A 22,817-nucleotide genomic window follows, 5' to 3' on the forward strand; every position below is an offset into this window, starting at 1 on the left:
AAGGAGCTGTAACACATGTTCAATTCGATTGGTGTCATAGGCTTAGGCGTAATGGGAAGCAACATCGCCTTAAACATGGCAAATAAAGGTGAAAACGTCGCTGTCTATAATTACACCAGAGATTTAACGGACCAGCTTGTCCAAAAGCTGGATGGACAATCTCTCAGCCCGTATTACGAGCTTGAGGACTTTGTTCAATCGTTAGAAAAACCAAGAAAAATCTTTTTGATGGTCACAGCGGGAAAACCCGTAGATTCCGTCATCCAATCATTAAAGCCTTTGCTTGAAGAAGGCGACGTCATCATGGACGGAGGAAACTCCCACTATGAAGACACAGAAAGAAGATTTGAGGAGCTGAAGGAAAAAGGGATCGGCTACCTGGGAGTCGGCATTTCCGGCGGTGAAGTCGGCGCATTAACAGGACCTTCTATCATGCCGGGCGGAGATCGCGACGTCTATGAGAAAGCCGCTCCTATCCTGACAAAAATCGCAGCCCAAGTCGGAGATGACCCTTGCTGTGTCTATATCGGACCAAAAGGGGCAGGGCACTTTACAAAAATGGTGCACAACGGCATTGAATATGCCGACATGCAGCTGATTGCAGAAGCGTATACGTTTCTAAGAGAAACGCTTCGTCTGCCGCTCGATGAAATTGCATCTATTTTTGAAACATGGAATCAAGGTGAGCTTAAAAGCTATTTAATAGAGATTACAGCTGAGATTTTACGCAAAAAAGACGAAAAAACAGGGCAGCCTCTGATCGATGTCATTCTTGATAAAACCGGCCAAAAAGGGACCGGAAAATGGACGAGCATGCAGGCGATTGATAACGGTATCCCGTCCACGATCATCACAGAGTCCTTGTTCGCCCGCTACTTGTCATCCTTAAAAGAAGAACGGATGGCAGCTCAAGACGTATTAGCAGGCCCGGAAGCCGAAGAAAAACACTTGGATAAAGACACCTGGATTGAATACGTCAGACAGGCTCTTTACATGGGGAAAGTATGCGCCTATGCACAAGGCTTTGCCCAATATAAGATGTCATCTGAGCTTTACGGCTGGAATCTGCCGCTCAAAGACATTGCCTTGATTTTCCGAGGCGGCTGCATCATCCGCGCTGATTTCCTAAACGTGATCAGCGAAGCATTCAGTGAGCAGCCAAATCTGGCTAACCTGCTGATCGCGCCTTATTTCACAGATAAGCTCCATGCCTATCAAACAGGCCTGCGAAAAGTCGTTTGCGAGGGTATCAGCACTGGAATCTCTTTCCCATGCTTAACTACCGCGCTCTCTTATTACGACGGCTACCGCACAGGGCGTTCCAATGCGAACCTCTTACAGGCACAGCGCGATTACTTTGGCGCTCACACGTACGAACGGACTGATATGGACGGCGTTTTCCATACGAATTGGTTTGAATAACCTGTCATCAAAAACACGGTCAGTTTTCAACTGAACCGTGTTTTTTTCTTCTATCCCAAACAACAGAAGACATAAGTTATGTTTTAAATATCATAAACAGTGATACAATAATAGCTAGAAACAATCCCCAAGATCATCATGTGACAGCAGCTTGCTGTTCCGTTCTATTCTGCTTTTGGCCATTGTCCTTTGCCCTTGACCATGGTGTCATAAAATGTTCAAATGCCAAAACGGCCTGTCATTCTGATTTACAAAAGTCCCTGAAAACCTTGTCTAATTGAGAATCAGCCTCTCATTTGTTATAAAAGAAATGCATAAATCCTACCTGTCACACCTTTAGTAAGATGAAAAAAAGTAGGTTATGGCTTGACAAAAAATATATATTAATTAATAATTCATATATAATTAGAATTATTATTGAAAGCGAATATGCTTTCTAATACATTTTTAGGAGGAATATACATTATGTCTTTAATCGGTAAAGAAGTACTTCCATTCGAAGCAAAAGCATTCAAAAACGGTGAATTCATCGATGTAACAAACGAAGATTTGAAAGGCCAATGGAGCGTATTCTGCTTCTACCCAGCAGATTTCTCTTTCGTATGCCCAACTGAGCTTGAAGATCTTCAAGAACAATATGCTGCTCTTAAAGAATTAGGTGTTGAAGTATACTCTGTTTCTACAGATACTCACTTCGTACACAAAGGCTGGCATGACAGCTCTGAAAAAATCAGCAAAATCACTTACGCAATGATCGGTGACCCATCTCAAACGATCTCTCGCAACTTCGATGTTCTTGACGAAGAAACTGGCCTTGCTGACCGCGGAACATTCATCATCGATCCAGACGGCGTTATCCAAACTGTTGAAATCAATGCAGGCGGTATCGGCCGTGACGCAAGCAACCTTGTAAACAAAGTAAAAGCAGCTCAATACGTTCGTCAAAACCCAGGTGAAGTTTGCCCGGCTAAATGGGAAGAAGGCGGCGAAACTCTTACACCTAGCCTTGATCTAGTAGGTAAAATCTAAGGAGTGCATTCAATTGGTACTTGATGCAAACATCAAAGCACAATTAAATCAATATATGCAGCTAATTGAGAATGACATTGTTCTCAAAGTTAGCGCAGGCGAAGATGACACTTCTAAGGACATGCTGGCTCTCGTTGATGAGCTGGCTTCCATGTCATCGAAAATTTCAGTTGAAAAAGCTGAATTAAACAGAACGCCAAGCTTCAGTGTCAATCGTGTCGGAGAAGACACTGGCGTAACTTTCGCTGGTATCCCTCTGGGCCACGAGTTCACATCATTAGTGTTGGCGCTGCTCCAAGTGAGCGGCAGACCGCCTAAGGTGGACCAAAAAGTCATTGATCAGGTGAAGAAGATCAGCGGTGAATACCACTTCGAATCTTATATCAGCCTGACATGCCACAACTGTCCTGATGTTGTACAAGCTTTAAACATGATGAGCGTGCTGAACCCGAACATTACGCACACGATGATTGACGGTGCAGCATACAAAGCAGAAGTTGAAAGCAAAAACATCATGGCAGTGCCGACCGTTTACCTGAATGGCGAATCCTTCGGAAGCGGCCGTATGACGCTTGAAGAAATTCTTGCGAAAATGGGCAGCGGCACAGATGCATCTGAGTTTGCTGACAAAGAGCCGTTTGACGTTCTTGTGGTCGGAGGCGGACCTGCTGGTGCAAGTGCAGCGATCTACACTGCACGTAAAGGCATCCGCACTGGGGTTGTCGCTGAACGCTTCGGCGGACAGGTTCTCGACACCATGAGCATCGAAAACTTCATCAGCGTCAAAGCGACGGAAGGACCGAAGCTTGCGGCAAGTCTTGAAGAGCATGTGAAGGAATATGATATTGATGTCATGAACCTTCAGCGTGCGAAACGCCTTGAGAAGAAAGATCTGTTCGAACTTGAACTCGAAAACGGCGCTGTCCTGAAAAGTAAAACAGTGATCCTTTCAACAGGTGCACGCTGGCGAAATGTCAACGTACCTGGTGAACAAGAGTTCAAAAACAAAGGTGTCGCATACTGCCCGCACTGTGATGGGCCATTGTTTGAAGGCAAAGACGTTGCGGTAATCGGCGGCGGAAACTCTGGTATCGAAGCAGCGATTGATCTAGCAGGTATTGTGAATCATGTTACTGTGCTAGAGTTCGCGCCGGAACTGAAAGCAGACGAAGTCCTGCAAAAACGTCTCTACAGCCTGCCTAACGTTACTGTTGTAAAAAACGCACAAACAAAAGAAATCACAGGTGATCAGAGTGTTAACGGCATCACATATGTAGACCGCGAAACAGGCGAAGAAAAACACGTTGAACTTCAAGGTGTATTCGTCCAAATCGGTCTCGTGCCAAACACAGAATGGTTAGAAGGAACAGTTGAACGCAACCGCATGGGCGAAATCATCGTCGACAAACACGGCGCAACAAGCGTACCAGGCTTATTTGCTGCCGGCGACTGCACAGACAGTGCGTACAACCAAATTATTATTTCTATGGGATCAGGTGCAACTGCCGCCCTCGGCGCGTTTGATTACCTAATCCGTAACTAATATAAGAAATCCGCTATATTGCCAGATTGGCAGGATAGCGGATTTTTCTTTTTCTACAGAAAAAACCCGAACCAGGCACTCCGGTAAACGTGCTCGATTCGGGCCAGCTTCTTATAGGTCCTCGCCATTCGTTTGAATGACATTTTTGTACCACTCAAAGGAATCTTTCTTATACCGCTTCATGGATCCGTTTCCTTCATTGTCACGATCAACATAGATCATGCCGTAGCGTTTTTTCATTTCGCCAGTTGTGAAGGAGACAATATCAATAATGCCCCACGGCGTGTAGCCAATTAAATCAACACCATCGTACGTGACCGCTTTTTTCAATGCTTCAATATGCGATTTTAAATATTGAATGCGTTCCGGATCATGAACCTTGCCGTCCTCCTCCAGCGTATCCACTGCGCCAAAGCCATTTTCAACGATGAATAACGGGATTTGGTATCGGTCATAAAAACGATTTAACGTATATCTCAGCCCGGTTGGATCAATCGCCCATCCCCAGTCACTCGAAGTGATGTACGGATTTTCGACACCATTCGGCAAGCCGCCATTTACAATATCGCCAGTGTTATCATTTTTCACATCGCTTTTCACAGTTGTTGACATGTAATAGCTGAAGCCTAAGTAATCGACGGTTCCGTTTCTTAAAATCTCATCATCGCCGTCTTCGAATGTGATGTTGTAGCCTTCGCGTTCAAATTCCTTCAACGCGTAGCTTGGATAATAACCGCGAACCTGCACATCAGGGAAGAAATAGCGCTGCCTCATTTCTTCTTCAGCCAGCATCACATCTTTAGGATTGGAGGAGAAAGGATAAATCGGCACGTGTGATACCATGGCCCCGATCTGGAACTCTGGATTGATGTCTTTTCCTTTTGCCACTGCTAATGCGCTCGCCACTAATTCGTGGTGCGCCGTTTGATACATGACTTCCTTGGCGTTTTCGTTTTCGCCAACCACAACACCTGAATTCGTCCATAGGAACAACGGATTGTTCACATCCATTTGGTTGTTGATCTCGTTAAATGTCATCCAGTACTTCACTTTCTCTTTGTAACGGGTAAAGCAAGCCTCTGCAAAGTTGACGAAGAAGTCCACAACTTTCCGGTTTCTGAAGCCGCCATATTCTCTTGCCAGGTGCAGCGGCATTTCAAAGTGAGACAGCGTAATGACCGGCTCGATCCCATGCTTCAGCAATTCATCAAACACATCATCATAAAACTGCAAACCCGCTTCGTTCGGTTCAGCCTCATCGCCTTTCGGAAAAATCCGGCTCCAGCCGATGGACGTCCGCAGACATTTTAATCCCATTTCCGCAAACAAAGCGATATCTTCCTTGTATCTGTGATAGAAATCAATGGCTTCATGGTTTGGATAAAATTCGTTTTCTTCAATCGTGTCAGTGATTTTTCTCGGCACGCCGTGTGCACCTGCTGTCATCACATCGACGACACTCGGCCCTTTACCTCCTTGATTCCATCCGCCTTCAAATTGGTGGGCAGCTAAAGCACCGCCCCATAAAAAATCCTTTGGCATGTTTCCCATGTTTAATTCCTCCTCAGCTTACGACTGTAAATATTTTTTGATGTAATGCACTTTCCTCAATCTCTTCAATGAAAGCTTATCAAACTCAACAAGCACTTCGCCTTTTTTGACGGTATCGCCTTCTTTTACCTTCAAGGAAAAAGGCGTGCCGTCTAATGTCACCGTATCCAGCCCGATGTGCGCAAGCAATTCGACGCCAGACGCTCAACGCAGGCCAATCGCATGCTTTGTAGGCGCAACCATGACAACCGTAATAACGCCGGGATGGTGGCATCGATTTTACGATATCCTTCCCTTCGCTTTAGGGGTAGACCGCTTCAGCACCAATCGAAGTCTGGTAGCGCAGCGAGAAGTCCCAATCACATTCTCTTCCCCGCCTACGGCCTCTAAAATGTCTTTTGCTAGTCTCGTATAATCTCTCACTTTCCCCGACATTTTCACCCACCCCTTCGTTTTGGTTACGCTTTCATTATAATTGTATCGGTATAATTCATCAATACCGAAACAAAATATTTACGCACTAACTATCATTGTAAGCGGTTTATGCTATAATTTTGGCAGTGAAACTAAACGAATAAATGAGGAATGCGTATGTTAAAATACCAGCAAATCGCAGCGGAAATTGAAACATATATAGAAGAACACCAGCTTCAGCAGGGAGACAAACTGCCAGTCCTGGAAACCCTCATGGCCCAGTTTGAAGTCAGCAAAAGCACAATCACAAAGTCCCTAGAGCTACTAGAGCAAAAAGGCGCGATCTTTCAGGTCAGAGGAAGCGGCATTTTCGTCAGAAAACATAAACGAAAAGGCTATATCAGCCTTCTGTCGAATCAGGGATTTAAAAAAGACCTCGAGGATTTCAACGTTACCTCAAAAGTCATCGAACTAGACGTGAGAAAGCCAACACCTGAAGCGGCGGAAAACCTGAACATTGGAATGGACGAGGACATCTACTATGTCAAAAGGGTCCGCTACATCAACGGGCAGACCCTTTGCTACGAAGAGTCTTACTACAACAAATCGATCGTGACGTATTTAAACAACGAAATCGTCTCCCACTCCATCTTCCATTACATCCGGGAAGGACTGGGGTTGAAGATTGGTTTTTCTGATTTGTTTCTGCACGTGGACCAGCTTAATGAGGAGGAAGCGGAATATTTGGGATTAGAGGCTGGACTGCCGAAGCTGTATATAGAAAGTATTTTTCACCTGACAAATGGGCAGCCGTTTGATTACTCGAAGATTTCGTATAATTATAAGCAGTCGCAGTTTGTGGTGCAGGCTAATAGTTTTTTGCTGTAGAGCTGCTGCACTATGGAAGGTGGTCGACATGTACAAAATTATCATTCCTGCCATACTAGCTATCTTTGCACTCTGGATACTCTTACAGATTTCACTAGAGATGAGCATCGTTAAGAATCCAATGAACTACTTTATCGTATTCATTATCTTTTTCCTCTTTGTAAAGATGGTGAAAGAAAAACAACAGTAGTTTGCTTTGAACAGGAAACCAGATTTGACATCTGGTTTTTTTGTGTTTCACTTTATTCACTCGTTTCAATTGTCTATAAAAGCAGTTATGCGGTACTATCATATAAAGGTCCAATGATGAAAAACAATGTCATACTTTTACATTCACCTTATCATGCACATGATCATATATAGGGGTTTATTCTAAAAAGGGGATGGACGATTTTGGAAAGCAAGTACCTAGATCTACTCGCGCAAAAATACGATTGTGAAGAAAAAGTGGTAACAGAAATCATTAATTTGAAAGCGATATTGAACCTGCCAAAAGGCACCGAGCATTTTGTCAGTGATTTGCACGGGGAGTATCAGGCATTCCAACACGTGCTGCGTAATGGTTCAGGACGAGTCAAAGAGAAGATACGCGACATCTTCAGCGGTGTCATTTACGATAGAGAAATCGATGAATTAGCAGCATTGGTCTACTATCCGGAAGACAAACTGAAGTTAATCAAACATGACTTTGATGCGAAAGAAGCGTTAAACGAGTGGTATAAAGAAACGATTCATCGAATGATTAAGCTCGTTTCATATTGTTCCTCCAAGTATACCCGCTCCAAATTGCGCAAAGCACTGCCTGCCCAATTTGCTTATATTACGGAGGAGCTGCTATACAAAACAGAACAAGCTGGCAACAAGGAGCAATATTACTCCGAAATCATTGATCAGATCATTGAACTTGGCCAAGCCGATAAGCTGATCACCGGCCTTGCTTACAGCGTTCAGCGGCTGGTGGTCGACCATTTGCATGTGGTCGGCGATATTTATGACCGCGGACCGCAGCCGGATAGGATTATGGAAGAACTGATCAACTATCATTCTGTCGATATTCAGTGGGGAAATCACGATGTCCTTTGGATCGGAGCCTATGCCGGGTCCAAAGTGTGCTTGGCCAATATTATCCGCATCTGTGCCCGCTACGATAACTTGGATATTATTGAAGACGTGTACGGCATCAACCTGAGACCGCTGCTGAACCTGGCCGAAAAATATTACGATGATAATCCAGCATTCCGTCCAAAAGCAGACGACAACAGGCCAGAGGATGAGATTAAGCAAATCACAAAAATCCATCAGGCGATTGCGATGATCCAATTCAAGCTTGAGAGCCCGATTATCAAGAGACGGCCGAACTTTAATATGGAAGAGCGGCTGTTATTAGAGAAAATAGATTATGACAAAAACGAAATCACACTAAACGGAAAAACATATCAGCTGGAAAACACCTGCTTTGCGACGATTAATCCGGATCAGCCAGACCAGCTATTAGAAGAAGAAGCAGAAGTCATAGACAAGCTGCTGTTCTCTGTCCAGCATTCCGAAAAGCTGGGCCGCCATATGAATTTTATGATGAAAAAAGGCAGCCTTTATTTAAAATATAACGGCAACCTGTTAATTCATGGCTGTATTCCTGTCGATGAAAACGGCAATATGGAAACGATGATGATTGAGGATAAACCGTATGCGGGCCGTGAGCTGCTCGATGTATTTGAACGATTCTTACGGGAAGCCTTTGCCCACCCGGAAGAAACCGATGACCTGGCGACAGATATGGCCTGGTATTTATGGACAGGCGAATATTCCTCTCTCTTCGGAAAACGCGCCATGACAACATTTGAGCGCTATTTCATTAAAGAGAAGGAAACGCATAAAGAAAAGAAAAACCCGTATTATTATTTACGCGAAGACGAGGCAACCTGCCGAAACATCCTGGCAGAATTCGGCCTCAATCCAGATCATGGCCATATCATTAACGGCCATACACCCGTAAAAGAAATCGAAGGAGAAGACCCAATCAAAGCAAACGGAAAAATGATCGTCATCGACGGCGGCTTCTCCAAAGCCTACCAATCCACAACAGGCATCGCCGGCTACACGCTGCTATACAACTCCTACGGCATGCAGCTCGTCGCCCATAAACACTTCAACTCCAAGGCAGAAGTCCTAAGCACCGGAACCGACGTCTTAACGGTGAAACGATTAGTGGACAAAGAGCTAGAGCGGAAGAAAGTGAAGGAAACGAATGTGGGTGAGGAGCTGTTACAGGAAGTGGCTATTTTGGAGAGTTTGCGGGAGTATCGGTATATGAAGTGAGGGATGTGGGGTTCAGAGATACATTCTCTGGGCTCTTTTTTAAGGTCGCTCATTTATCACAGCAAATTGCTAGCAAGGTCTGTTATGTTATTCTTCTCGTTCCCCGAGTACTTAAAGAATACCAATACGAATATAATTTCAAAAAAAATAATTAACTGCTGTGTTTTGAAAGCCAGAACTCATTTTTGGGCAGTTTCTGCGTAATATTTTTCGAGCATATTTACCCACTCGCCGACGTTGGAGCCGCAGATGCGTTACCTTCACTTCGACCGACCAGATAGGAATAATGAATTTTTCATTCCCGGCGTTTAAGTCCAGTTCTTTGCAATGTATTTTCTGCTTATCGTTATTTATGGTACGGGTGGACCGTTGTATGTATAAGTTAGGTTTTTAGCTATCTTATTTCATATTGAATAGTTTTGTTTTTAAGGTGTTTAGGTACCCCTCCCGTTGAAATCTCTTCAGGCACTAAGTCTATTTTTAATAGAGTCTATATGATTCCCTCTTTTTTAAAGAACAATCAACCAAAAATTATCTTTTATACAATCTATTATCTATCAAAATAAACCTCTCAAAATAAATTATTGAGAGGCCTCATAACCAATTAAGAAAAGTATTCATATTGGCTTTTAACTTATAATTTCTTTAACATTCTCTGCCATCGATTTATAATATTGCTTTTTTTTGCTCGTGTAACAGCAACATTAATTAAATTAGGTTGTTAACTTGACAAATCTATCCTTTAACAAGTTGTTTTTTAAAGAATCAGAACACACTTTCCAAATCTGGAGGAATCAAAAAAAGATCGTTGTACAAAATCCACACCATCTTCTAGTTGATATTCCTGATCGATGATTATTCTTGTCCCCGTTCTATTTTGTAGCTGAATTGCTCTTTCTAAATCTTCTTTTGAACCTAGGCAATTTCCTAAAATAGAAACATTCTTAACAATACTCATTTCTAATGCTCCTCTGACCACAGGCTCAGCATCACTTGGTGTGTCACTAGACAATAGAGGATGCTGATCTCGTAATCCACAAGTAACATAAGTCCCGCCAGTTTGTAAGTAATATAATGCATAGCCGATGTTCATATCGAAAAACGGATCAAAAACGTGAGTAATCTTCTGCTTGACGATATCATTTGATGTACTATTAATAGCTGTACTTACTAATTCTACGCGACTAGGATATATTTTTTGTTTTTCTTTATCACTCCACTCTGACGTTGACAAACAAATAGGAGTGATGCCATGAGAGAGTAACTGTTGAATAATAAACAATGAAGTGTGTGACCGTGCACTAAATACTAACGGATTCCCACCATTCACAAGTATTCCAGAGCGTCTTATCATCGCTGACGCGGTTTGGGAACCCAAAGAAAAACAGGCGGCTTCAATATCACTTAAGCTTTTTGGTACTTTTATAATCTTTTTCTTATGAAGACGCAACCAACCCAACGATGCAAAATTTGTAGCTACACCCGGTAAAATTCCTTGTTTTCCGCTATCAGGATATGAACAATCAGACATAACACGATCTCCGACCTTAAATTCATGTACGTCCCTACCGACAGCAACAATATTTGCGCTAAATTCCGAGCCAAAAGGAACAAACAATCGATCAGAATCCTTGATTGAGTTGTAGTTTTCAAGTAGTATGGCTTTATCACGGTAATTGCATGAAAAAGCTGTCACTCTTACTAATACATGTTCATGATTCTTCGGATTTTCAGCATCGAAGTAAGGTTGTTCTAATTCAACTGTTCCAAACAGTATATCCACTTCACCAAACTTAACAATTCCTAGCTCTGTATAATCCATTGAATTCTTTCTACTCGGATTAATTGCCACTAATGAACGCACTCCATATCCTCCTTATATATATTTCGTTGATATGAAACAGAGCTTAGATTAAGTGGAAACCAAGCAGATTCACCGTTATTATACATCTTTAACAGAAGTGCAGAATCAGCTACTCCACTCCAACCGAGAAAGTATCCCAAGAGGTAGTCTCTATTCTTTTCCCCAGTATAAAATCCATTATGATTAGCTAAATCCAATACAGTTTCCCAATACTGATTTGCAAGTGATAGATACCACGAATCACCGGAAGCTTTATATGCAAATAGTAGAGATTGAAGTACCCCCGCAGCCCCATGACATATAGATAAATCTACAGGTCCATTTTCTGGTAATATTGTTGATTTCCTCGCTATATCATAGAGATTGAAATGTTCGTTTAATGCTCTTGCCATTTCAGCTAGAACCATTAGCAAACCAGAATTTCCGTTACACCAACCTGCAGTATTAACAGTATTCGGAAAAGATATTTGTACAGCCTTTTTAAAAAGTTGCTTACATCCTTCAGTATTATTTAAAGCATAAGATAATCTAAATTTTGCCCATATAACTCCTAAATTTCCATGCGCTAGTCCATCACTAGATAACATACTCGATGGGCTTTCATGGAGAATTTTATCTTCTAGTTTTTCCAGAACCTGATTCGGCGTATCCGCAAATGAAGCTAACATGAGACTTATACCTACCGGGCCAATAAATACATCACCATTCGGAATGTTCTCTGATTGAATTTGAGACACAACTTGTTCTGTTTCTTCTACTCTATTCCTATTATGGTTAAATATAAAATCTAAAGAACTTGATCCTGAAATTATTGATGTTGGTGCAGATTCTAATTGTGAAGAAAATACACTACGAAGGGATTTTAAACCTCGTTTGGCCTGATTATAAAGATTAGTGTACTTAGAACGATTGGCTATTTTTTCATACTCTGTAAGGTGCTCCAAGAGAAATAGAATACCCCCACTATCATGAAGCGAAATAAGAGGACTAGATTCATAGGATATAGGGATATTTCCATACACTCCTCCAATCCATCCAGTTTCAGGATTGTCTGTTTTGGTAGTAATTGATAAAGAACTTATTAAATCAATCAAAGGATTAGGATCATCTTTTGTCACCTTTCGCAAGGCATTTGAAAATAAAGGAGATTGATAACCCAAATCATCTACTTTTTTATGCTCAGCCTCATGTATTCTAATATCAGAATATCCTTCTGCAATTAAGCGCTTATCAAGTAACAATCTTTTTTGTGAAAGGCTCTCTAACCGTCTTATTACATTATTTTCCGGCGACACATCAAATATGTCATCTGAAATAAAGTCCCCTGAATATAAACGTTTATCATTCGCGTTCATAGAAAAATATGGAATATCCCCAATTTTTAAAGAACGAATTTCTTCTTCTAATATACTCTTGGCTATTTCAGAATCTCTAATTAACTTAGGTGGCTTAAGATATTTTAGCACTTGATTTATTGCGGTATCGTCAACTAAATTTTCCGGAAATAGGCACGCATCAAGCATCAAGTAATACTGAACTGTAGGTCTATTAACTACTCTAATTAAACATTGAATATCAGTAAATATTGAATAAATTTGCTCTCGTTTGTCCATCATCTTTTCATATCCATCTGAGTAGCCCTTAAGAAAATCCTCTTGAAATGGAAGTGGATCGGGCGCTTGATTACTAGTTAACGTGATTGGTACAGTTGTTCGGTTTACATCAATCTTTTCCTTGGCTATATCTACAGCATCTGTTCCTGGGTTTTTCAGTGTAAAAACCATTTCATTAGTTTTTTGTGGATAGGGTGTATTAATAGCACCAACCAATACCTTTCGAGGAATCGTGAGTTTAGCTGGAATGATTGACGTAGCAGCAATTGAATAGGAAAGCATTTCTTCCATTAATTGGTCAAGTAAACCACATGTACGATTATATGCTGGTTGTAAACTAGTTTCTAAATCTACAAAATAAGGATATCTCCCGTTAAAAATAATATTTTCATCATGTAAATCTGTTGCTCCAAGACAGCTAAACACCGCCGCACATAAACCGAGATTATAATAAGCGCTGCCGACCTCTGATTGGCTTATGGGTGTATGCTGCACAAACTTCTGCCAACCGTACTCACCCCGATTAACTGTTTGGGCAACTGGTGAATGGTTCTGTAAAGAATCGAATTTCAGAGTATCAGAAAAAAGTTTATCGATTAAAACATCAATCTCTAAAGACCGAGGCTTATATAGAACCTTTTTCGACGGTTTAAATTCCAAGCATAGAACTACTTTTGAACCATTGTGAGGATCGGATTCAAGAGGCATAATAGTTTGTAATCTTGATCCTCTACTAATTAAACCTTCTGATAAGAGTAAAGTAGCATCTCTGCTAAAATTAGCGCACACATCTTCGATAAAAGAACAAGTATTATTCACTGATTGTGTGACCATTTTTCGTAAACAATCATATTTTGTAAACCAATTGCTTATAAGTTCCTTATCAATTGAACTGACATATCGATCAAACGCTTTTGATGATGAAGGATCAGCAGGATAAGATAAACTTTCTCGATATTTGTGAAATTCATATACAAAAGTTTTTTGACACAGTCTCCACACATGATATTCCAATAATGCATGTAAACAGTTCGTAGCTGCTATCTCAGCATGTGATACAACGTCTTGCCGGGAAAGAAGTTCTTTTATCTTATAGTTAGTAAGTTCTAATTCATCCGAAAAGTAACTCTCCACAGCAAGGACTATTTTATGTGCTGCCAATTGCATTTTCAACTCTCCCCTTTTCAAGCTCTGCCCCAAACAATTTTGCATACAAGCCACCTATATTAACTAATTCTTCATGAGATCCACTTTGTACAATGCATCCATTTTCAAGAACTACAATACGATCAGCATTTAGAATAGTCTCTAACCGATGTGCTATAACAATTTTTGTACACTTAAGTTTTGATAATGCATCATAAACATATGATTGTGAAATATTATCAAGTGATGACGTCGCTTCATCCATTATCAGCAATTTGGGTGTTTGAAGTAACACTCTCGCTATATGAATTCGTTGTCTTTGTCCTCCAGATAGGTTTGCTCCCGTTTCTGATATAACTGTATTGTAACCCATAGGAAATTCATTAATAAATTTCATAAACTCCAACGAATCACAAAGCTCCCGTATTTCTGCTTCTGTAAGCTGACTGCCGAGCTTGAGATTTTCCATGATAGTTCGATTGTGCAAATTGACTTCCTGAGGAATATAGCTAATTGAGTCTCTTAATGTATCAAGATTATATTCATCATACTCAATTCCTCCAAAATATATAGAACCACTAGTAGGTTCAAATAAACTAGCAATTACCTTCCCAAGCGTAGTCTTGCCGGATCCAGATAATCCAACAAGAGCAATCGTTTCTCCATCAGAAATATCCAAATTAATATTTTTAATGACCGGGATACTATCAGAAGTATAACTAAAACTAAGATTTTTAATTGAAACTGATCCTGAAGGCATTCCCTTTGAATCTTTACGAGAATTTTCTACAGGATATTCAAATATATCCTCTGCTAATACAATATACCGCACCGCAACCAGAGCTTCAGATGCAATTGTAAATACTGAATTCACATAGACGAACAATAATGCCACAATAGACTGAACCGCAATTGCTTGCCCGAGTGTCATGAGACCTAGTTCTGCCATATATATACCTGTAACAAGAATAATCAAAGGAGCAAATACTTGTATTCCGGATAATATCGATCCTATTATTCCTTGCTGGATACGCATTCTGTGGCTTGTTGCATTTAAGAATTTTCTGAAGCGCTGTTTCCAGTCATCGATATAGGACTGAACGTAGCCTCCTAGTTTCACGCTATTTATAGAAACTATAGCATCTAACTGTATGCTTTGTGCGTTAGTCCCCTCGTGTAGTTCTTTATCTGTTGCAGAATTTACGTAAGACTGAGCAATAATCAAAAAGGCAAAAGTTGATAAAGTAAACAACAGTATCATAATTCCGAGCCATGGTGATATCCAAAAAACATAGACTAATATTGCTACACCGCTTACCAAATCAAGACATGCTTGTACTAATGTGGTTCCCAAAACATCCTGTATTCGTGTAAGAGAGTTGAGCCGATAAATAATTTCACCAGGCGCTCTTACTGTAAAATACTTTGCTGGGAGTGATAAAACACGTGTAAAAGCACCACTCAGAAGATGCCAACTAAAACGATAAATTATCTTTATTGAGAAGTAGGTTCTGAGAAAATTTAGAATTACCATAATAATTAATGCTATGATGAGAGATCCGAGTATTGTAGCAAAAGAAGTAGCGTCACCAAACCCATTGTCAATTAATAGCTGTGTAAATAAGGGAATCATTAATGTTATTCCAACTAAAACAATACTCATTATAGCTATTTTTAAATATAGACCTATCAAATTAGATGGCCAAATATACTTTTTTTTCCACCTAGAAAGATTACTAACGCTGCGTTTCTTGAAATCTATTCCAGGTTCAGTAGCTAGCACATACTCTTGGAAATTTTCGAGAAACTCCGATTGGGTAATTTTTATCCGACCTATCGATGGGTCCATGATTATTACTTCATGTTCATTATATGACTCGACACAAACAAAATGATACCCTTTCCAAAAAGCTATGATTGGATAGTTTATTACCTTAAGTGCCCTCGTGTCTTTTATTCGATAAGTTTTGGCATTCATCCCAAAATGAGAGAGCAATTTTTTTAGTTGTTGGAATCCTAGACCGTCTCTGCCCGGCTCTTTAACTTGTCTGAGCTCTGAAAGTGAAATTTGATAATCATAAGCCTCCAGAATTGTCTTAACACAACATAGCCCGCATTCTGATTGTGCTAATTGTAAAGTTGGCATGAGTCTTCTTTTTTTAATTTCAGAAAATATTTTCATGTTAGCGTTAAAGGGGAAATTTTAATTTTAGGATCAAGTGATTTACAAAGGTGCAATAGTGCACCAGCTTGACCCGCCATCAATCCTGGGCTTAACGGATAACGACCTTTCCCGTTTTTATAGTAACTAAAAATGTATTCTGGAGAGCCGAAAGTTGTTTTTATTTCTAAAAGAATTTCTGATGTTTCTTCTGGAAATGATTCACTTACATACTCAAGCGCCTCTACTATTCCCAGGCTTCCGTGACAAAGTACCGGAATACGTGAGATAGGGATCCTTTTTAGCTGACCGATTATATTGAGCACTGATTCTCGAGACAGAACTTTTGATTTGTATGCTTCGTAATAGGCTATTAATAGGCCTGCTAAACCATTACACCAAGATGATGATACATGCTCATTACCGGCATCTTTATATGTCTCTATGATTCCATTATTATTTGTGTACTTGTTACAGATAATCGAATCAATCTCTTCAATCACTCTTTTTATCTCGCTTTTTTCTTGTTTTTGATTGACCAAAGCAAAAAACCAAAGTAATTGACTATATCCATGGGCCAATCCTGAAGTTGTTTTAGCATCACTATCATTAATTCTTGAGTATGCCAATGAGAGAGTTTTATTGATCATATCATCACTTAATTTGAAATCTTCCTGCATTCGGTATCTCATAACAATCGAACCGCTTTTTCCCGTAATCATATCGAAAAAATTATTATCTTCTGATTCCAAAGAACGATGCAATATTGGCCAAGACTTAACAGCTATGTCTTTCCATCTTTCGTTTCCGACGATATCCCCTGCTGAAAATAATGTCCACAGTAGCCCTGAAACTCCAGAAAATGCACCAATTCCAGAAAGAAGGACATTTCTAAGTTCGTAACTTCTATCCTCAAGAATTTTCGCTGATTTTTCAAAAATATCGTAAGAAGCTTTTAAAGCAATATCGTCCGATAAAAGTTTACCAGCCACTGCCAATGCAAGTGCCGGGCCAACTCTTCCGCTATATAAATCGTATCCTAAAACTCCTGGCGTCCAGCCTTGCCCAAATCGTGCAACAGGACCAATCCAAGTTTTAGGTAAATGTTCATAGCGATCGTCTAAAAGTGATTCAGTTAATGATTTTGAAAACCAAGAAATTATTTCCCTATGCTTTAAAACATTGGCATCTTTTAATGTGTTCAGTCTTTCTAATGTAGGTCTTTCTTCTTCAGTGGATTCTGATTCTTCTAATTTTAACGTTCCATCAGTATGGGGATCTGCTAACTTAGCAACAAAAGCTAGCCGTATTAGATTGATTTGTTTAGTCAAGTCTGATTTTGTGAGACTTTTCATCTTCAAAATAAATGCTGATTCGGGACTTGTTGAAATAGAAGAAACAACTTCATTTCCACAAAAAACTTCTGTTCCTTTAAAATTGACAGAAAAGTATGGTATATCCCCATTCCAAAGTTGTTTAGATTCAGATTTAACCAAATTAATATCACTTGTCATACTCAGTATTCCAATGCGCGACAATAAAGCATGTGCCGTGTCTATATTCCTGGATGGCTCTGCATCTGTTAAGATACGTAAAAGTTGTTCATATCTATACGTCATATTATGTATATAGCGAAGGTTAGCGTTTCTAAATGACTTTATAACTGCGTCAATAAACAAATCCTTTTGATCAAATATTTGCATGAAAAAATCAGAGAAACCATCGATAATTTGGTCACATCTTTCATGTATCAACGCTTCTAAATCGGGATCAGTCGATAGAGCATTATCAATACTTTGACGTTTCCAGACAACTTTTATATCTGAAGAAAAACCATCTTTTATATCGAAGGTTTTAAAAGGACTTACACTATTCTGATCACGAATACCAGTGAACCCGACATCAACTGAACCATTACTTGATTTTTTACCTAATGATATTGGAAGTACACCTGTACCATATACTGACTTCTCCATTGCATAATATGCGCTTCTTTTAGCCTCCGGAATTCCAGTTCTAACCCGAGATGGATGAAACAAAGTTTCCAAATCTATTGGAAGTGGCCCCTCATTTGTCCATAATATATTACTAAAGTGCATATCTGAAGCATTTAATAAAAACATTAGACATGCTAATCTACCTGCCTGAAACATATCCTTCTTGTCTTCATTGGTTTCTTCAAAAGATGTAAAACCATATTTTCCAAAATCAACAACAGTCAGAGAAGGCATCTTTGGAGAAATAAATTTGTTAATCTCACGAATAAAATTCGTGTATCCAAGTTCTCCGGAGACTGAACGTGGTTTAAAAACAAGCTTTTCTCCTTGTTCAAAGGTAATAATCGCTACTGAAGACCCATTATTATGTGTGTCTCCACCTGACTCTACAGAAACAATACGGCTAGTGCATGGAATGCTGAATTTTTCCTCTATCTTCAGACGATGTTTTTGAGTCAATTGAATAGTATCTTTGATTGCAATTGCCTTATTTTCTAATACATTATTGCATCTTCCCCATGCAATTGAGTAAGTACCCGCAAATTCTTTAAATTCCGTATCCATTAATGTTTGGGTATAGTACTCATAAATCATTTTTGAATTCATAGACCCCTTGGGTAATGTTTTAATCTGTTCAGCAAAACATCTTATTAGGTAGGAGAAAGCTATCTGTGAGAACAACTCACAGATAGCTTTTTTGAATGATTCAGGCTCAACGAGATGCTTGTCCATCTTTGAGTCCCAGACTTTCTCCCAGATGTTTCGCGCAATCATCCTACAAGGGTTATGATAGGGATAAAGTTCCCGGTCCTTAAAACTCTCCACATTCTTCAGATTATCTGGAGAATGCGGAGGCAAATCATCAATATAATGGAGAAGTGGTGCAATGTGTTCATCGAAATCCGCCTTTTCAAGTTCCGGGTAAAACTGTTTCCTATATATAACCATTATATTTTATCTCTCCTTTAACAAGCGCGAGTACAAGCAGTAGTCGGACAAGTGTTACTTGAAATATATCCTGTAATAACAGATAAAGCCGGTGTCCAACCACCAACAACATCATCTTCAGTTAATGCAATCATATCTGATTCAAGGTATTTTCCAAGTTCTAGCTCGTTTTTTAAACTATTATTTGCAATAGACTTTTTATCATTCATTGTCATATCCCCTATTCACATAATATTTTTTGACATTATCACATAAAAGCATTTCTAATTATTAACACCAAGCCATACATTCTTTACTGACAGTACACCAGCCACCCTTATTTCCCCAGTAATCACTTAGAGAGAATGTATTTGTAGTACATGCTCCAAATACATCATCATCAAATTCTTGATCTACAACTTCTTCAAACCAAGTAACTTGTTCTTGTTTAACCTCTTTTTGTAATTTACTGAATTCAGTCTTCATATTATTTCTCCTTTTCTTTATCTATTTCAGATAAAATTGACTAAATTATGAAACACTAGAAGTTCCCGATTATAATGTATTACCATTGTTTCAGATAAAGCAAACACACCTTATAAATAGCAACTACTCAACGTTTTTAAATCCAATGTCTGAATGGGAAATAGAGCCAGTCCAATCTTTTCTTACAGTAAATATCCTTCCTCTATTAAAAACATCACCCCCTTTGCAGAAGCTCTGGCTCAATTAAATGATGAAGACCGTGAGCTATTATGGAAATTTTTTAATTCGTTGACGAATAATACTCTACAATATTTTCCAAATAAAAGGGAGGGGTAATTTTATACCCCTCCCTTTAAAATCGTGATTTCATTTGATTTTTTCTTTTATTGTTTTTAGCTGCTTTTTAATCGTTTCAACCGATTTGAACAATTTTTCAGCTATTTGGGCTCTACTTAGTCCTTTTTCCTTTAACTTGAAAACTTCGCGTTCCGCAGGTGTTAATACACTTGCCTTTCTTTCTAATCTAAGCTCATTGATAAGCAAACTCGAAACGTCTGCATTAAAGCTTACTTTATCTGAATATGCTTCTCTAATCGCCTTTGGAATATCTTTATAAGAGGTTTTGTTTATATAATTTGTTGCTCCTATATCGAACGATTCTAAGATGACTTCTGGCTCGTCCCAAGATGTTAACATGATAATCTTTTCAAAACCTTTCTCATTTAATTCCCTAGACAAATGAAGCCCGCCTAACTCTTCACCTTCAGATAAAGTTAAATCCATTAATACAACATCAACGTCTGAAGAATCAATTTGAAGAGCTTCATCTTTAGTAAATGCTTGACTAACAACTATGATATCGGTCTCTTTTTGAACCAATTCAGATATACATTTCATCCAGACCGCATCATCCTCAACAATCATTAATCTAATTTTATCCATAACATTCCCCTGACAAATTATTCTTATATTCTTGGATTGGTGTAATATTAAGAACTCTGTTTTTTGGCAATGATAATGTTATTGTTGTTCCATGGCCTAATTGGCTTTTTACAGTTATATCACCTTTATGTTTTGTCATAACGTTATAACAGTATGTTAATCCAAGACCAAAATTCCCCACCTTTTTTTTTGTTGAAAAGAAGGGATCTAATATTTTTGAAAGCTTATCTTTCTCAATACCTTTTCCGTTATCTATAAAATCTATATGAATGTTTTTGCGAGTTTCATAGATTCTAATTGTCAGTGTTTTGCTGTCTCCCATAGCCTCTATAGCGTTTTTCATTATATTTATAGCTGTTTCTTGTAAATGAACGAAATCTCCATATACCTGTGCATCCACTTCATATTTTTTTAATATGTCAACTTCTGAAATCTGTGGTTGAAGTAAGCCGATGCTTGACTTGATTAAATCACTCATACGAAACTCGGATTCCTTCAGCTCCATAATATCTAATTTTTTTTGAATACGACTTGAAAGCTCAAACAAATGATTTGCAGACTTTAAAATCAAATCAATGGTTTCATCATTATTTTCTTGATTATGAGTATCTTTCAATTGATTCGCCAACAAATCAATTTTAGCCACTTCATTTTTTATTGAGTGGTTTAACAAAGCTGTACCTGATGTTACAGCTTTCATTGTTAGGTCACGTCTTTGTTTTTCAAACTTTATTTGAACGCCTAGAAAGCCATATTTAGTGATGAAGTAGATAAATAGCAAAAATGCTGCTGTTATAACCCACGGATTGAGCATCCAAATTCCGAATACCCCAAAAGCCTCTAAAATAATATTTGTGAACACTGCAAAAATAAGTGTTGGCACGACTACTAAGCAAGTGAGTATTTTTTGTTTTTTAGCCATCTTATTCGTTTCCGAATATGCAGAGTAAACCATCAAAGCCAATGATATAAAAACATAAGGAACAACCCAAAGGGATAATATTACATGCTGCGTCCCCCATATAGGATAATCTGTGAAAAAAACCTGCATGATGATAACGGGAATGAATAATAACAGCTTCCAAAGAAGTTTTTGCCTTGGTTTTATTGTATCTGAAAATATTAAGCCGAAAATTAAAATTGCATATGCAGTTCCATAATGTCCTATTGACGAAGACAGATAATGCAAAAATTGAATCCATTTAGAAGCATGATCAAAAACATATGATAATAAGACACTTAATCCACCAAAACCCCCACCGATGCCAATGAAACTTCCCCATCTGGTTTTTTCATTTTCTGGGTATGTGAGCAATAGAATAGAACTCATCAACCAAAGTAACGCAGTAAGTATAAGCATCGTAATCTTACCTTTTTATTTTATTTTGAATGAATGAAAGCGTATCATTTGCCAGCTTTTTGCGACAAAGAACAATGCCTGAATGACCACAATTGTAGACATATCTTGTGGGTTTCCCCCAACTTTCCCATAAATAATCTGCATCTTTTAAGTCAATATACTGATCATGTTTAGCAGAAATCAGCAGAATGTTATCTTTATTAACTTTCGGTAAAGCTTGACTAGCATCTGTGATATTCCAATACGTCACTAAATCTTCATAAGTCACACCATTTTGTTCTAATTCTTCTCTTATGAATTTACCTGGGATCGTGTTCCATATTGAATAAGAAAGGCGATTGGCATAAAAGATTGATACCACTACATCAATTTGGGATTCTAGGGTTGCAATTAGATTAGTAACCCATCCCCCTAAGCTTACTCCCACTATGATAACAGGTCCTTTTTTATTTGCTTTTATCCAGTGAATTAACGCCCGTAAATCGACAATGGCCTGTCTTGTCGACTCAATTGTACGATCAATATTTGCACTAATCATCAACTCGCCACTATACAGTGAATTTTCCGGTTCTCTTTCAAAATGGTATGGAAGAGAATAATAATACATGTTCCAGCCTAAATCGTTCATTATACGATTATGAAATATTTTTTTGATCCTATTGTACGAATCCATGCGCCAACCGTGTACAAAGATGACATTGGGTTGATCTATATCATTTTTATTTAAAAAAACCTCCCCTTTTAAAGTATCATTAACAAGATTCCCAGTTTGAATTAAGGATTCATAACTAAATGTACCAACCCTATAACTTTTTTTAGATTTATTCAAATCAATTGAAACATCAGCTATATTTGCACTGTAAACTTCCTCTCTATCATCTATATTGGCTGTAAAAGCAGCAGAAAAGTGTTTATCCTTGCTTCTTTTTCTGTGTAAATCATATAAAGCCAAACGATCTATCATTTCTGAAAAGTGCACTTTCTGTCCTCCTTGATTATTTAAAATATTGTGTTTTCTCTCTGCATTTTATCCCTCAAAGCTACTTAGGTATTTTAAACCATCTGTGGAAATTTTTAATGCCACGAACTGATTAGATTTTACCACTATAAGTATACATTAACAATCATTAGGAAATCTTATTGAAATTTCATTTT

The 22,817-nt window shown here is 38.8% G+C and carries 18 protein-coding genes and 1 pseudogene; 6 read left to right on the top strand and 13 right to left on the bottom strand.

Going from position 1 to position 22,817, the window contains the following annotated elements:
• Positions 1-15: 15 nt before the first annotated feature.
• From gnd to ahpF, 3 genes are all read left to right on the top strand, one after another.
• Positions 16-1,422, top strand: coding sequence for a decarboxylating NADP(+)-dependent phosphogluconate dehydrogenase (gene gnd, locus M1D65_RS20010; protein WP_064671714.1), 1,407 nt, complete (start codon positions 16-18; stop codon positions 1,420-1,422).
• Positions 1,423-1,887: 465 nt separating this feature from the next.
• A complete protein-coding gene (ahpC, locus tag M1D65_RS20015; RefSeq protein WP_003243686.1) occupies positions 1,888-2,451 on the top strand; it encodes an alkyl hydroperoxide reductase subunit C in 564 nt (187 codons plus the stop codon).
• Positions 2,452-2,464: 13 nt separating this feature from the next.
• Positions 2,465-3,994, top strand: a complete 1,530-nt coding sequence (ahpF, locus tag M1D65_RS20020) for an alkyl hydroperoxide reductase subunit F (protein ID WP_003243077.1) — start codon at positions 2,465-2,467, stop codon at positions 3,992-3,994.
• Positions 3,995-4,105: 111 nt separating this feature from the next.
• Here the strand turns inward: ahpF and bglA are convergent, their stop codons facing one another.
• The 3 genes from bglA to M1D65_RS20035 all read right to left on the bottom strand — a co-directional run bounded on the left by bglA (position 4,106) and on the right by M1D65_RS20035 (position 5,980).
• The gene (gene bglA / locus M1D65_RS20025; RefSeq protein ID WP_064671713.1) at positions 4,106-5,545 is read right to left on the bottom strand and encodes a 6-phospho-beta-glucosidase BglA; all 1,440 of its coding nucleotides are present in this window, start codon (positions 5,543-5,545) and stop codon (positions 4,106-4,108) included.
• An 18-nt stretch (positions 5,546-5,563) separates the two neighbouring features.
• A complete protein-coding gene (locus tag M1D65_RS20030) occupies positions 5,564-5,734 on the bottom strand; it encodes a PTS glucose transporter subunit IIA (protein WP_284675459.1) in 171 nt (56 codons plus the stop codon).
• Positions 5,735-5,824: 90 nt separating this feature from the next.
• Positions 5,825-5,980 (bottom strand): PTS transporter subunit EIIB, encoded by a 156-nt coding sequence (locus M1D65_RS20035; protein WP_077670844.1) that lies wholly within the window; start codon positions 5,978-5,980, stop codon positions 5,825-5,827.
• A gap of 156 nt (positions 5,981-6,136) precedes the next feature.
• Between M1D65_RS20035 and M1D65_RS20040 the strand changes: the two genes are divergently transcribed.
• The 3 genes from M1D65_RS20040 to fbp all read left to right on the top strand — a co-directional run bounded on the left by M1D65_RS20040 (position 6,137) and on the right by fbp (position 9,166).
• Positions 6,137-6,847, top strand: a complete 711-nt coding sequence (locus M1D65_RS20040; protein ID WP_033882776.1) for a GntR family transcriptional regulator — start codon at positions 6,137-6,139, stop codon at positions 6,845-6,847.
• Positions 6,848-6,875: 28 nt separating this feature from the next.
• Complete coding sequence (locus M1D65_RS20045; protein ID WP_041850297.1) at positions 6,876-7,037, top strand: hypothetical protein; 162 nt, start codon at positions 6,876-6,878, stop codon at positions 7,035-7,037.
• Positions 7,038-7,240: 203 nt separating this feature from the next.
• Positions 7,241-9,166, top strand: coding sequence for a fructose-1,6-bisphosphatase (fbp, locus tag M1D65_RS20050; protein WP_064671712.1), 1,926 nt, complete (start codon positions 7,241-7,243; stop codon positions 9,164-9,166).
• 757 nt (positions 9,167-9,923) lie between these two features.
• Here fbp and M1D65_RS20055 read toward each other — a convergent pair.
• The 10 genes and pseudogenes from M1D65_RS20055 to M1D65_RS20100 all read right to left on the bottom strand — a co-directional run.
• Complete coding sequence (locus M1D65_RS20055) at positions 9,924-11,030, bottom strand: MDR/zinc-dependent alcohol dehydrogenase-like family protein (RefSeq protein WP_064671711.1); 1,107 nt, start codon at positions 11,028-11,030, stop codon at positions 9,924-9,926.
• Positions 11,018-13,810 (bottom strand): type 2 lanthipeptide synthetase LanM, encoded by a 2,793-nt coding sequence (lanM, locus tag M1D65_RS20060; protein WP_185198681.1) that lies wholly within the window; start codon positions 13,808-13,810, stop codon positions 11,018-11,020. Before lanM (M1D65_RS20060) ends, M1D65_RS20055 begins: the two co-directional genes overlap by 13 nt.
• Positions 13,791-15,935 (bottom strand): peptidase domain-containing ABC transporter, encoded by a 2,145-nt coding sequence (locus tag M1D65_RS20065; protein ID WP_250541113.1) that lies wholly within the window; start codon positions 15,933-15,935, stop codon positions 13,791-13,793. Before M1D65_RS20065 ends, lanM (M1D65_RS20060) begins: the two co-directional genes overlap by 20 nt.
• Before the next feature lie 32 nt (positions 15,936-15,967).
• Positions 15,968-18,895: a type 2 lanthipeptide synthetase LanM gene (gene lanM, locus M1D65_RS20070; protein WP_064671708.1), complete on the bottom strand. Its 2,928-nt coding sequence runs from the start codon at positions 18,893-18,895 to the stop codon at positions 15,968-15,970.
• A gap of 17 nt (positions 18,896-18,912) precedes the next feature.
• On the bottom strand, positions 18,913-19,104 hold the full coding sequence (locus M1D65_RS20075; RefSeq protein WP_064671707.1) for a class II lanthipeptide, LchA2/BrtA2 family: 192 nt from the start codon (positions 19,102-19,104) through the stop codon (positions 18,913-18,915).
• Positions 19,105-19,165: 61 nt separating this feature from the next.
• The gene (locus M1D65_RS20080; RefSeq protein ID WP_064671706.1) at positions 19,166-19,360 is read right to left on the bottom strand and encodes a plantaricin C family lantibiotic; all 195 of its coding nucleotides are present in this window, start codon (positions 19,358-19,360) and stop codon (positions 19,166-19,168) included.
• A 366-nt stretch (positions 19,361-19,726) separates the two neighbouring features.
• Positions 19,727-20,302 carry a response regulator transcription factor gene (locus tag M1D65_RS20085; RefSeq protein WP_064671705.1) on the bottom strand — a complete coding sequence of 192 codons (576 nt, stop codon included), beginning with the start codon at positions 20,300-20,302 and terminating at the stop codon, positions 19,727-19,729.
• Positions 20,295-21,662, bottom strand: a complete 1,368-nt coding sequence (locus M1D65_RS20090; RefSeq protein WP_064671704.1) for a sensor histidine kinase — start codon at positions 21,660-21,662, stop codon at positions 20,295-20,297. The genes M1D65_RS20085 and M1D65_RS20090 overlap by 8 nt, the downstream gene beginning before the upstream one ends.
• A 7-nt stretch (positions 21,663-21,669) precedes the next feature.
• Positions 21,670-22,335 (bottom strand): alpha/beta hydrolase, encoded by a 666-nt coding sequence (locus M1D65_RS20095; protein WP_124072819.1) that lies wholly within the window; start codon positions 22,333-22,335, stop codon positions 21,670-21,672.
• Between the two features lie 144 nt (positions 22,336-22,479).
• A pseudogene (locus tag M1D65_RS20100) lies at positions 22,480-22,641 on the bottom strand (abhydrolase domain-containing 18); the annotation flags it as partial.
• Positions 22,642-22,817: the final 176 nt, after the last annotated feature.

This window comes from Bacillus sp. JZ39 (genome assembly GCF_053903145.1).

Coding starts and splice junctions, on each gene's coding strand:
- gnd (WP_064671714.1), top strand. CDS start 16: ATGTTCAATTCGATTGGTGTCATAGGCTTAGGCGTAATGGGAAGCAAC.
- lanM (WP_064671708.1), bottom strand. CDS start 18,895: ATGGTTATATATAGGAAACAGTTTTACCCGGAACTTGAAAAGGCGGAT.
- M1D65_RS20080 (WP_064671706.1), bottom strand. CDS start 19,360: ATGAAGACTGAATTCAGTAAATTACAAAAAGAGGTTAAACAAGAACAA.
- M1D65_RS20090 (WP_064671704.1), bottom strand. CDS start 21,662: ATGCTTATACTTACTGCGTTACTTTGGTTGATGAGTTCTATTCTATTG.
- M1D65_RS20035 (WP_077670844.1), bottom strand. CDS start 5,980: ATGTCGGGGAAAGTGAGAGATTATACGAGACTAGCAAAAGACATTTTA.
- M1D65_RS20075 (WP_064671707.1), bottom strand. CDS start 19,104: ATGAATGATAAAAAGTCTATTGCAAATAATAGTTTAAAAAACGAGCTA.
- M1D65_RS20040 (WP_033882776.1), top strand. CDS start 6,137: ATGTTAAAATACCAGCAAATCGCAGCGGAAATTGAAACATATATAGAA.
- ahpC (WP_003243686.1), top strand. CDS start 1,888: ATGTCTTTAATCGGTAAAGAAGTACTTCCATTCGAAGCAAAAGCATTC.
- M1D65_RS20045 (WP_041850297.1), top strand. CDS start 6,876: ATGTACAAAATTATCATTCCTGCCATACTAGCTATCTTTGCACTCTGG.
- M1D65_RS20095 (WP_124072819.1), bottom strand. CDS start 22,335: ATGGATTCGTACAATAGGATCAAAAAAATATTTCATAATCGTATAATG.
- M1D65_RS20085 (WP_064671705.1), bottom strand. CDS start 20,302: ATGGATAAAATTAGATTAATGATTGTTGAGGATGATGCGGTCTGGATG.
- lanM (WP_185198681.1), bottom strand. CDS start 13,810: ATGCAATTGGCAGCACATAAAATAGTCCTTGCTGTGGAGAGTTACTTT.
- M1D65_RS20065 (WP_250541113.1), bottom strand. CDS start 15,935: ATGCCAACTTTACAATTAGCACAATCAGAATGCGGGCTATGTTGTGTT.
- bglA (WP_064671713.1), bottom strand. CDS start 5,545: ATGGGAAACATGCCAAAGGATTTTTTATGGGGCGGTGCTTTAGCTGCC.